This window comes from Pseudomonas sp. B28(2017), from assembly GCF_002113025.1.
Classification (GTDB): domain Bacteria; phylum Pseudomonadota; class Gammaproteobacteria; order Pseudomonadales; family Pseudomonadaceae; genus Aquipseudomonas.
The window spans coordinates 1-12610 of record NZ_NEJH01000001.1 but is presented as its reverse complement, the minus strand read 5'-3'; the positions used below and the strand labels follow the sequence as shown (position 1 = coordinate 12610).

At 60.3% G+C, this 12610-nt stretch carries 7 protein-coding genes; all 7 read left to right on the top strand.

Features of this window, described 5'->3' with window-relative positions; all coding sequences use genetic code 11:
* Nucleotides 1–253 precede the first annotated feature (253 nt).
* The 7 genes from CAF65_RS00040 (at nucleotide 254) to CAF65_RS00005 (ending at nucleotide 12210) form a co-directional block, all read left to right on the top strand.
* Nucleotides 254–2305 carry a bifunctional diguanylate cyclase/phosphodiesterase gene (locus CAF65_RS00040; RefSeq protein ID WP_085714442.1) on the top strand — a complete coding sequence of 684 codons (2052 nt, stop codon included), beginning with the start codon at nucleotides 254–256 and terminating at the stop codon, nucleotides 2303–2305.
* Nucleotides 2306–2563: 258 nt separating this feature from the next.
* Nucleotides 2564–3910, top strand: coding sequence for an imelysin family protein (locus tag CAF65_RS00030; RefSeq protein WP_085715213.1), 1347 nt, complete (start codon nucleotides 2564–2566; stop codon nucleotides 3908–3910).
* Nucleotides 3911–4189: 279 nt separating this feature from the next.
* Nucleotides 4190–5617, top strand: a complete 1428-nt coding sequence (locus tag CAF65_RS00025; protein ID WP_085714440.1) for a di-heme oxidoredictase family protein — start codon at nucleotides 4190–4192, stop codon at nucleotides 5615–5617.
* Between the two features lie 26 nt (nucleotides 5618–5643).
* Nucleotides 5644–6708, top strand: coding sequence for an imelysin family protein (locus CAF65_RS00020; RefSeq protein ID WP_085714439.1), 1065 nt, complete (start codon nucleotides 5644–5646; stop codon nucleotides 6706–6708).
* A gap of 14 nt (nucleotides 6709–6722) precedes the next feature.
* Nucleotides 6723–7823 (top strand): DUF1513 domain-containing protein, encoded by a 1101-nt coding sequence (locus CAF65_RS00015; RefSeq protein ID WP_085714438.1) that lies wholly within the window; start codon nucleotides 6723–6725, stop codon nucleotides 7821–7823.
* A gap of 198 nt (nucleotides 7824–8021) precedes the next feature.
* Nucleotides 8022–9170 (top strand): efflux RND transporter periplasmic adaptor subunit, encoded by a 1149-nt coding sequence (locus CAF65_RS00010; protein ID WP_085714437.1) that lies wholly within the window; start codon nucleotides 8022–8024, stop codon nucleotides 9168–9170.
* 13 nt (nucleotides 9171–9183) lie between these two features.
* Nucleotides 9184–12210 carry a multidrug efflux RND transporter permease subunit gene (locus tag CAF65_RS00005; RefSeq protein WP_085714436.1) on the top strand — a complete coding sequence of 1009 codons (3027 nt, stop codon included), beginning with the start codon at nucleotides 9184–9186 and terminating at the stop codon, nucleotides 12208–12210.
* The last annotated feature ends 400 nt before the right edge of the window (nucleotides 12211–12610 follow it).

Here is a 12610-nt window from a genome sequence, read left to right as displayed (position 1 = left end):
AGCCTTCCGGGCCTTGCTCCCCCGCCCACGCCGACTAACATCAAACAAAGGGAAAATATCTCCACCCCCGCCCCTCAAGTTGAAGGACTCGACAACCGACACAGTGCTAACAGGCTAACTCGTCAAGACAACTGCAAATCGGCCAAGCTGCAGGCAAAATCCCCCAAGGATGATTGTCCCTTTGACTGCCATCACGGGATTGCCAATACTCATGGCAACTTGATGCTACCCGCACGGAACAAGGAATAACCCTTTGAAGCTGGAACTCAAGAACAGCTTGTCGGTGAAGTTGCTTCGGGTCGTACTCCTGTCGGCATTGATCGTCGGCGTGATCTTGAGCTGCGCGCAGATCGTGTTCGATGCCTATAAAACACGCCAGGTCGTCGCCAGCGATGCCGAGCGCATCCTCGACATGTTCCGCGACCCCTCGACCCAGGCCGTCTACAGCCTGGACCGGGAAATGGGCATGCAGGTGATCGAAGGCCTGTTTCAGGACGCCGCCGTGCGCCAGGCTTCCATCGGACATCCCAACGAAGCCATGCTCGCGCAAAAAACCCGCGAGTTGCAGCACTCCCACAGTCGCTGGCTGACCGACCTGATTCTTGGCAAGGAACGCACCTTCACCACCCAACTGGTCGGTCGCGGGCCTTACAGTGAGTATTACGGTGACCTGAGCATCACCCTTGATACCGCCACCTATGGTCAGGGGTTCATTATCAGCTCGGTGATCATCTTCATCTCCGGCGTACTGCGCGCGCTCGCCATGGGGCTGGTGTTGTATCTGGTCTATCACTGGCTGCTGACCAAGCCGCTGTCACGGATCATCGAGCACCTCACGGAAATCAATCCGGATCGTCCCAGCGAACACAAGATTCCACTGCTCAAGGGTCACGAGAAAAACGAACTGGGCATCTGGATCAACACTGCCAACCAGTTGCTCGAATCCATCGAACGCAATACCCATCTGCGCCACGAAGCGGAAAACAGCCTGTTGCGCATGTCCCAATACGATTTCCTGACGGGGCTGCCGAACCGGCAGCAACTGCAGCAGCAACTGGACAAGATCCTCATCGACGCCGGCAGACTACAGCGCCGGGTCGCGGTGTTGTGTGTCGGTCTCGATGACTTCAAAGGCATCAACGAGCAGTTCAGCTACCAGACCGGCGACCAATTGCTGCTGGCCCTGGCCGATCGCCTGCGCGGTCATAGCGGTCGCCTGGGAGCCCTCGCCCGCCTCGGTGGCGACCAGTTCGCCCTGGTCCAGGCCGATATCGAGCAACCCTACGAAGCCGCCGAGCTGGCGCAAAGCATACTCGATGATCTGGAAGCGGCGTTCGCCCTCGATCATCAGGAGATCCGCCTGCGCGCCACCATCGGCATCACCTTGTTCCCCGAGGACGGCAACAGCACCGAGAAGTTGCTGCAAAAGGCCGAGCAGACCATGACGCTGGCCAAGACCCGCTCGCGCAACCGCTATCAGTTCTATATAGCCAGCGTCGATACCGAAATGCGCCGCCGCCGCGAACTGGAAAAAGACCTGCGCGATGCGCTGATCCGCAATCAGTTCTACCTCGTCTACCAGCCGCAGATCAGCTACCGCGACAACCGCGTGGTGGGCGTCGAAGCCCTGATTCGCTGGCAACACCCCGAGCACGGTATGGTGCCGCCGGACCTGTTCATCCCGCTGGCCGAACAGAACGGCACCATCATCGCCATCGGCGAGTGGGTGCTGGACCAGGCCTGTAAACAACTTCGCGAGTGGCATGACCAAGGCTTCAGCGACTTGCGCATGGCGGTAAATCTGTCCACGGTTCAATTGCACCACGCCGAACTGCCCCGGGTGGTCAACAACCTGCTGCAGATGTACCGCCTGCCGCCACGCAGCCTGGAGCTGGAAGTCACCGAAACCGGCCTGATGGAAGACATCAGCACGGCGGCCCAGCACCTGCTCAGCCTGCGTCGCTCCGGTGCACTGATCGCCATCGATGACTTCGGAACCGGCTATTCATCCTTGAGCTATCTGAAAAGCCTGCCGCTGGACAAGATCAAGATCGACAAGAGCTTCGTTCAGGACCTGCTCGATGACGACGATGATGCGACCATCGTTCGCGCCATCATCCAGCTGGGCAAGAGCCTGGGCATGCAGGTGATTGCCGAAGGCGTGGAAACCGCCGAGCAAGAGGCCTACATCATTTCCGAAGGTTGCCACGAAGGTCAGGGCTATCACTACAGCAAGCCGTTGCCGGCACGGGAGCTGGGTGTTTACCTGAAGCAGGCCCAACGCAGTAATGCCGCTATTTTGTAACCCCTGTAGGAGCGAGCCTGCTCGCGATGGTCGTGAACGATAACGCGCTCATTCTGGATGAGCGCGTTGTTCTCAGGTTCATCGTCGGAACGCCGCCCGGAGCAAGCTCGCTCCTACCGAGAGTTGCAACCATCACTCCCTGAATAAGAAATATTTCCAGGTACAACCCTTTACACATAATGCGAAAGATTTGCATTATGTCGCAGTTTTGCGTGCGCATAGCACGACTCCACCCTCTATCGAAGCAGGATGTTCGCCATGATTCGTATGCCTCTGGCTACCGCCAGTCTATTGGCCATCGCTATTGCCCTCGCCGGTTGCGGCGAAGGTAAAGACAAAGAAAAAGCTGCCGCGCCTGCGCCAGCTGCCAGCACTGCGGCTGCTCCGGCCGCTGCGCCTGCCGCTGCCGGTAAAGTCGACGAAGCCGCCGCCAAAGCCGTTGTCGCTCACTACGCCGACATGGTTTTCGCCGTTTACAGCGATGCCGAATCCACCGCGAAAACCCTGCAAACCGCCGTCGACGCCTTCCTCGCCAAGCCGAACGACGACACCCTGAAAGCCGCCAAGGCTGCCTGGGTTGCCGCTCGCGTGCCTTACCTGCAGAGCGAAGTGTTCCGCTTCGGCAACACCATCATTGACGACTGGGAAGGCCAGTTGAACTCCTGGCCGCTGGACGAAGGCCTGATCGACTACGTCGACAAATCCTACGAACACGCACTGGGCAACCCGGGTGCCACCGCCAACATCATCGCCAACACTGAAGTGCAGATCGGCGAAGACAAGGTCGATGTCAAAGACATCACCCCGGAAAAACTCGCCAGCCTGAACGAGCTGGGCGGTTCCGAGGCCAACGTCGCCACCGGCTACCACGCCATCGAATTCCTGCTCTGGGGCCAGGACCTGAACGGCACCGGGCCGGGCGCCGGCAACCGTCCGGCCTCGGACTACCTGGAAGGCAAAGGCGCTACCGGCGGCCACAACGATCGTCGTCGTGCCTACCTGAAGTCCGTGACTCAACTGCTGGTCAGCGACCTGGAAGAAATGGTTGGTAACTGGAAGCCGAACGTGGCCGATAACTACCGCGCCACCCTGGAAGCGGAACCGGCTGAATCCGGCCTGCGCAAAATGCTGTTCGGCATGGGCAGCCTGTCCCTGGGCGAACTGGCGGGCGAGCGCATGAAGGTTTCCCTGGAAGCCAACTCCCCGGAAGACGAACAGGATTGCTTCAGCGACAACACCCACAACTCGCACTTCTACGATGCCAAGGGCATTCGTAACGTGTACCTGGGTGAATACACCCGTGTCGACGGCACCAAAATGACCGGCGCCAGCCTGTCGTCCCTGGTGGCCAAAGCCGACCCGGCTGCCGACACCGCGCTGAAAGCCGACCTGGCCGCCACCGAAGCCAAGATCCAGATCATGGTCGACCACGCCAACAAGGGTGAGCACTACGACCAGTTGATCGCTGCCGGCAACACCGCAGGCAACCAGATCGTCCGTGACGCCATCGCGTCCTTGGTCAAGCAGACCGGTTCGATCGAAGCCGCCGCTGGCAAACTGGGCATCAACGACCTGAACCCGGACAACGCTGATCACGAATTCTGATCAACGTCGGCTGAATGAAAAAGGCGACCTGCGGGTCGCCTTTTTTACATCTGCCACATCCGGGTCCTTGTGGGAGCGAGCCTGCTCGAGAAGGCGGCGGCACATCCAACATCATTTTTGACCGTGACGCCCTCTTCGCGAGCAGGCTCGCTCCCACAGGGGGTTATGGGCAAGCCAAATTACCTGCCCCACATCAAGCAAACGATAATTCCTCTTATTCAAATTCCCATCCCCTGTTAGACTTTGCGCCCTTGTTTGGCTCGTCTTGCAGGATGTCTGATGCCCCCGCTGCCTCTTCGCTTGTCCGCACTGTTTCTGGCATTGGGCCTGAGTGCCTGCGATGGCGCGCCGAAGTTCACCCAGGCTGAACCCGGTGAAGCCCGCTCCGGCGGCAGTGCGACAGTGCGCAAGAGCGATCAGAACGCGTTTTCGATGCCCTCGGCGAATCTGCCGCCGTCACGGCGTGTGGATTTCAGTGTCGGCAACAGTTTCTTCCGCAGCCCCTGGGTAATCGCCCCGTCGACGACAACCGCTCGCGACGGCCTCGGCCCACTGTTCAACACCAATGCCTGCCAGGGCTGCCACATCAAGGACGGCCGCGGCCATCCGCCGACTCCGGACGATGCGAACGCTGTTTCGATGCTGGTACGCCTGTCGATTCCCGACGCCCCGGCTTATGCCAAGGTCATCGAACAGCTCGGCGTGGTGCCGGAGCCCGTCTACGGCGGTCAGCTCCAGGACATGGCCGTGCCCGGTGTGGCCCCCGAAGGCAAAGTGCGGGTCAATTACACCGTCGTGCCGGTCCGCTTCAAGGACGGCACCGAAGTCGAGCTGCGCAAGCCAAGCCTGAACATCACCCGGCTGGGCTACGGCCCGATGCACCCCGACACCCGTTTCTCGGCGCGTGTAGCGCCTCCGATGATTGGCCTGGGCCTGCTCGAGGCGATCCCCGATGAGGCGATCCTGGCCAACGCCAAGGAACAGGCCAAGGCGAATAACGGCATCAGCGGACGACCGAACCAGGTATGGGACGATGCCCGGCAAAAGACCGTTTTGGGAAGATTTGGCTGGAAAGCCGGACAACCGAACCTCAATCAACAAAATGTTCACGCGTTTTCGGGTGACATGGGCCTCACGAGCAGCCTGAGACCCTTTGATGACTGCACGGACGCGCAAACTGCCTGCAAACAGGCACCCAGTGGCAACGGCCCGAATGGCGAGCCGGAAGTCAGCGATAACATCCTGCGCCTGGTGCTGTTCTACAGCCGCAACCTCGCCGTACCGGCCCGTCGTGACGTCAACGCACCTGAAGTGCTGGCCGGCAAAACCTTGTTTTATCAGGCCGGTTGCCAGTCCTGTCACACACCGAAATACACCACCGCCGCCAACGCCGCCGAGCCTGAACTGGCCAATCAAGTGATTCGCCCGTACAGCGATCTGCTACTGCATGACATGGGCGACGGCCTGGCCGATAACCGTAGCGAATTCCAGGCCAGCGGCCGCGAATGGCGTACCCCGCCGTTGTGGGGCATCGGCCTGACACAGGCGGTCAGCGGCCACACCCAGTTCCTGCACGACGGCCGCGCCCGCAACCTGCTCGAAGCCGTGCTCTGGCATGGCGGCGAAGCGACAGCGGCGCAGCAACAGGTTTTGTCTTTCAATGCCGAGCAGCGCACCGCGTTGCTGGCGTTCCTGAATTCCCTTTAATACGCATTCAATCGCGGGAGCCCGACATGTTCCGTCCCAAACTGTTGTTCACCAGCCTTGCCGCACTCGCCTTGGGGGCCTGTTCGCCCCAGGACCCGCAAGCGGTCACGTCGGCGGCCATCGCCAAATCGGTGATCCTGCCGACCTACACCCGCTGGGTTGAAGCCGACCGTCAATTGGCGGTCAGCGCCCTCGCCTACTGCGAAGGCAAGGAAACCCTGGAAACCGCCCGTGCCGATTTCCTGCACGCGCAAAAAGCCTGGGCCGAACTGCAACCATTGCTGATCGGGCCGTTGGCCGAAGGCAACCGTTCGTGGCAAGTGCAGTTCTGGCCGGACAAGAAAAACCTGGTTGGCCGTCAAGTCGAGCAACTGGTCACCGCCCAGCCGCAGATCGATGCCACCGCACTGGCCAAGTCCAGCGTTGTGGTACAGGGCCTCTCTGCCTACGAATACATTCTGTTCGACAGCAAGCCTGACGTATCCAACGCTGAGCAGAAGGCCAGGTACTGTCCGCTATTGATCGCGATTGGCGAACGCCAGAAGCAACTGGCCGAAGAGATTCTGCAAACCTGGAACAACACCGACGGCATGCTCGCGCAAATGAGCAAGTTCCCGAACCAGCGCTACGCGGACTCCCACGAAGCGATCGCCGATCTGCTGCGCGTGCAAGTCACGGCCATCGACACCCTGAAGAAAAAACTCGGCACGCCGATGGGTCGCCAGAGCAAGGGTGTACCACAACCCTTCCAGGCCGATGCATGGCGTAGCCAGGCTTCCCTGACCAGCCTCGAAGCCAGTCTTGCGGCTGCCAAAACCGTCTGGGAAGGTGTGGATAACAAAGGCTTGCGCAGCCTGTTGCCGAGCGAGCAGAAACCGTTGGCCGACAAGATCGATGAAGCCTATGCCGCCTCACTGAAACTGTTCGCCGGCAACCAGCGTTCGCTGACCGAAATGCTCAATGACGACGCCGGCCGCCAGCAACTCAACGAGCTGTATGACAGCCTCAACGTTGTCCATCGCCTGCACGAAACTGATCTGGCCAAGGCGCTGGGCATCCAGCTGGGCTTCAACGCCAACGACGGCGACTGATGAGGACGAGTTCCATGCTGCGACGCCAGGTTCTGACCTTAGGTAGTTTGTTGCTGGGTGCGGTGACACTGGGCGGCTGGAAGCTGTTCAAGCAAAAGGACAAGAGTCCGTTGTTGCTTTCGGCACGGGACGATACCGATGGCCAGCATTACGCCGTCGGTTATCGACTGGACGGCACCCAGGTGTTCGCCACCCGGGTCGGCCAGCGTTGCCACGACATCATCAACCACCCGACACAGCCGATTGCGCTGTTTGTCGCCCGCCGTCCGGGTACCGAGAGCTACCTGATCGACCTGCGCGACGGTGCGCTCCTGCAAACCGTGGTGTCACAGCCGAACCGGCACTTCTATGGACACGCGGTCATTCACCACAGCGGCGACTGGCTGTACGCCACCGAAAACGACACCACCGATCCGGGGCGCGGCCTGCTCGGCGTGTATAAATTCGAAGGCGAATGGCTGGTGCACAGCGGTGAAATTTCCACCCACGGCCTTGGCCCGCACCAGGTGTCGTGGATGCCCGACGGCGAAACCCTGGTGGTAGCCAACGGCGGGATCCGCACCGAGGCCGAAAGCCGGGTGGAGATGAACCTCAACGCCATGGAACCAAGCCTGGTCCTGATGCAGCGTGACGGCACCCTGCTGAGCAAGGAAACCCTCGCCCAGCAGATGAACAGCGTGCGCCATCTCGCCATCGCCAGTGACGGCACCATCGTCGCCAGCCAGCAGTTCATGGGCGCGGCCCACGAGTCGTCGGAGCTGTTGGCGATCAAGCGTCCCGGTCAGCCTTTCGTCGCATTCCCGGTGCCCGAGCACCAGTTGCAGGCCATGGGGCACTACACCGCCAGCGTCGCGATACACAGCGACTTGCGCCTGGTGGCGTTGACTGCACCGCGGGGCAACCGTTTTTTCATCTGGGACCTGGACAGCGGCGAAGTTCGCCTGGATGCACCACTGCCCGATTGCGCCGGGGTCGGTGCCGTGGCCGACGGTTTTGTCGTGACCTCGGGTCAGGGGCGCTGCCGCTACTACGACTGCCGCCCGACAAACCTTGTGGCCAAGCCGCTGGAACTGCCGGCCGGACTCTGGGACAACCATCTGCATCTGATGGCCTGAATCATTGAAAAAATCGCCGCCTTGGGCTGCGCTTGTATCGGGATGACGGACACCCGGCAGGCGCGGCCCAAGGCGAATCTTTTCAGGCTTTCACCTCTCTAATACATCACAACCTGTAAAAACGGCAGTTGGATTACCCTCTACACTCCCGGTAATGTGCCCCGCTGTCTCACCTGATTTCCTCCAAGGAACTGGAATATGCTGCGTCGCCGCATGCTGATCATGTTGGGTGTTGTTCTACTGATTGTGCTGGTCCTGGCCGCGTACAAAGCCTTCTCGATCTACACGATGGTTCAAGGCTTCTCTGCGCCCAGACCGGCCATCAGCGTTGCCGTGGCCACCGCCACCGAGCGCCCATGGCAAGTCCGCCTGCCTACCGTTGGCACGCTCAAGGCGTTGCAAGGCGTGGACCTGAGCCTGGAGACCGATGGCACCGTCATTGACGTCCAGTTCGAGTCAGGGCAAAAGGTCAAGGCCGGCCAACCCATCGTCAGGCTCGACAGTGCCGTGGAAAGTGCCTTGCTCGAAACCGCCCTGGCCGACCTCGGGCTGGCCCAGCTGGACTTCAACCGTGGCAGCCAGCTGGTGGGCAGCCAGGCGATTTCCAAAGGCGAGTTCGACCGCCTCTCGGCGGTCCTGAAAAAGAGCAGGGCCACGGTCAATCAGCTCAGGGCCGCGCTCGAGAAAAAACGCATCGTCGCACCGTTCAGCGGCACCATCGGCATTCGTCAGGTGGACGTCGGCGACTATGTGGCCACCGGCACCATGATCGCCACCCTGCAAGACCTCAGTAGCCTGTATGTCGACTTTTTTGTGCCCGAGCAGTCGGTGCCGAAGATTGCTCTCGGCCAGCCAGTGCAGGTCATTGTCGCGGCGTATCCGACCCTGGAGTACCCCGGCACCATCAGTGCAATCAACCCCAAAGTCGAGAACAGCACCCGTAACGTGCAGGTTCGCGCCACCCTGGCCAACCCCGACGGCAAGTTGATGCCTGGCATGTTCGCCAGCCTCCAGGTGCTCCTGCCCGACCCGCAACCGCGCATCGTGGTACCGGAAAGCGCCATTACCTACACGCTCTACGGTAACTCGGTGTACGTGGCCGTACCAAAGAAGGCCGAAGATGGCAGCTCGCAAAAGGATGACAAGGGCCAGCCGGTGCTGATCGCCGAACGGCGATTTGTCGAAACCGGCGAACACCGCGACGGGCAAGTGATGATCACCAAAGGCGTGCAGAGCGGCGACAAAGTGGTGACCGCCGGCCAACTCAAGCTGGACAACGGCGCACGCATTGCCATCAGCGACGACAAGACCCTGGCCGAACAGAACAGCCCGCCACGCGCGAACTGATCAAGGAATCCCCATGGCTTTTACCGATCCGTTCATCCGCCGTCCGGTTCTAGCAACCGTGGTCAGCCTGCTGATTGTGCTGCTGGGTTTCCAGGCCTGGGGCAAGCTGCCGCTGCGCCAGTACCCGCAAATGGAAAACGCCCTGATCACGGTGACCACCGCCTACCCCGGGGCCAACGCCGAGACCATCCAGGGCTATATCACCCAACCGCTGCAACAAAGCCTGGCGAGCGCCGAGGGCATCGACTACATGACCTCGGTGAGTCGCCAGAACTTCTCGGTAATCTCGATCTACGCACGCGTCGGCTCCAACAGCGACCGTCTGTTTACCGAATTGCTGGCCAAGGCCAACGAAGTCAAGAGCAAGCTGCCCCAGGACGCTGAAGACCCGGTGCTGAGCAAGCAATCCGCCGATGCGTCAGTGCTGATGTACATGAGCTTCTTCAGCAAGGAATTGAACAACCCGCAGATTACCGATTACCTGTCACGGGTGATTCAGCCGAAACTGGCGACCTTGCCCGGCATGGCCGAAGCCGAGATCCTCGGCAACCAGGTGTTTGCCATGCGCCTGTGGCTGGACCCGGCGAAGCTTGCGGGCTTCGGCCTCAGTGCCAGCGATGTGACCAACGCGGTGCGCCAGTACAACTTCCTTTCGGCTGCCGGCGAGGTGAAAGGCGAATACGTGGTCACCAGCATCAACGCCAATACCGAACTCAAGTCCGCCGAAGCCTTCGGGGCCATTCCGCTCAAGGTCGAGGGCGACAGCCGTGTGCTACTGCGGGATGTGGCGCGCGTGGAAATGGGCGCGGAAAACTACGACACCATCAGCTCGTTCGGTGGCACTCCTTCGGTGTACATCGGCATCAAGGCGACGCCCGGCGCCAACCCGCTGGAAGTGATCAAGGAAGTGCGCAAGATCATGCCGGACCTCGAGGCCCAGCTACCGCCGAACCTCAAGGGTGAAATCGCCTACGACGCCACCCTGTTCATCCAGGCCTCGATCGACGAAGTGGTGAAAACCCTGTTCGAAGCGGTGCTGATCGTGATCGTGGTGGTGTTCCTGTTCCTCGGAGCCCTGCGTTCGGTAGTGATCCCGGTGGTGACCATCCCGCTGTCGATGATCGGCGTCATGTTCTTCATGCAGATGATGGGGTACTCGATCAACCTGCTCACCCTGCTGGCGATGGTATTGGCCATCGGTCTGGTGGTGGATGACGCCATCGTCGTGGTGGAAAACATTCACCGCCACATCGAGGAAGGCAAGACACCGCTCGAAGCCGCCATTGAAGGCGCCCGGGAAATCGCCATGCCGGTGGTTTCGATGACCATCACCCTGGCGGCGGTATACGCACCGATCGGTTTCCTGACCGGCCTGACCGGAGCGCTGTTCAAGGAGTTCGCCCTGACCCTGGCCGGCGCGGTGGTGATTTCCGGAATCGTCGCCCTGACCCTGTCGCCGATGATGTGTGCGTTTCTGCTGCGCCACGATGAGAACCCCAGTGGCCTGGCCCATCGCCTGGACCTGATTTTCGAAAGCCTCAAGCGCCGCTACCAGAGCATACTTCACGGGACCCTCAACACCCGGCCGGTGGTATTGGTGTTCGCTGTAATCGTGTTGTGCCTGATTCCGGTCCTTCTCAAATTCACCAAGTCGGAGCTGGCACCGGATGAGGACCAAGGCATCATTTTCATGATCGCCAATGCCCCGCAACCGACCAACCTCGACTACCTGAACATCTACACCGACGAGTTCGTCTCGATCTTCAAGGCGTTTCCCGAGTACTACTCGTCGTTCCAGATCAATGGTTTCAACGGCGTGCAATCGGGCATCGGCGGTTTCCTGCTCAAGCCGTGGAACGAGCGCAGCCGCACGCAAATGTCGATCCTGCCCGAGGTGCAGGCCAAACTGGAAAAGATCCCGGGGTTACAGATTTTCGGTTTCAACTTGCCATCACTGCCGGGCACCGGCGAAGGCGTGCCGTTCCAGTTCGTCATCAACTCCGCCAACGATTACGAATTGCTGCTGCAGGTGGCCGACCGGGTAAAAAAACGGGCGAAGGAATCCGGCAAGTTTGCGTTTGTCCACGTTGACCTGGCTTTCGACAAGCCGGAAGTGGTGGTCGATATCGACCGCGCCAAGGCCGCGCAGATGGGGGTTTCCATGCAGGATCTGGGGGGCACCCTGGCAACCCTGCTGGGTGAAGCCGAAATCAACCGTTTCACCATTGAAGGTCGCAGCTACAAAGTCATTGCCCAGGTCGAGCGGCCGTTTCGCGACAATCCGGACTGGTTGAACAATTACTACGTGAAAAACTCCAAGGGCGAACTGTTGGCACTGTCGACCCTGATCACCGTCACCGACCGAGCTCGACCGCGACAGCTGAACCAGTTCCAGCAACTCAACTCGGCCATCTTGTCCGGAGTGCCGCTGGTGAGCATGGGGGAAGCCGTCGACCTCGTGAGCCAGATTGCCCGGGAAGAGGCGCCTGCCGGTTTTGCCTTCGACTACGCCGGCGCATCGAGGCAGTACGTTCAGGAAGGCAGTGCCCTGTGGGTCACCTTTGCCCTGGCACTGGCGGTCATTTTCCTGGTACTGGCAGCCCAGTTCGAAAGCTTCCGCGACCCGCTGGTGATCCTGGTCACCGTGCCCCTGTCTATCTGCGGTGCATTGATTCCGCTGTTCCTGGGGTGGTCGAGCATGAACATCTACACCCAGGTCGGGCTGGTGACGTTGATCGGGCTGATCAGCAAGCACGGCATTCTGATCGTCGAGTTCGCCAACCAGCTACGCAAGGACAAGGGGCTGACGGCACGCGAAGCAGTGGAGGAAGCAGCGGCCATCCGGCTGCGTCCGGTCTTGATGACCACCGCGGCAATGGTATTCGGCATGGTGCCATTGATCATCGCCACCGGTGCTGGTGCGGTCAGCCGGTTCGACATCGGCACGGTCATCGCGACGGGCATGTCGATCGGCACACTGTTCACCCTGTTTGTGTTGCCCTGCATCTACACGTTGCTGGCCAAACCGGATAAACCCTGACGCGGAACAACCTGCAGGAGATGAATCTGTGGGAGCGAGCCTGCTCGCAAAGACGGCTTACCATTCAACAGGGATGTTGACTGATACATCGCTTTCGCGAGCAGGCTCGCTCCCACAGTGGCCCTATGCACTCCGGCAGATTTCCAAAGGAAAAAAAGGTTCTTCTCGGATTGTCGGGAAAGTTTTTTTGCTCTGTAGCTGTGAGTGCTGTGAGTGCTCTGAGTGCTGCGAGCTTATCCATTTGCCAGGGTGGCGCTGAATCACCTTTGCGCCCTTACGGCGCCTTACTTTTTTCAGTCGAAAAAAAAGTAAGCAAAAATTCTTGCCCCACCAGGGGCCCTACGCTGCGCTTCGGGTTCCCTCGCTCCGGTGTCGCTACGGGGTATCGCGGCCTCCGAGT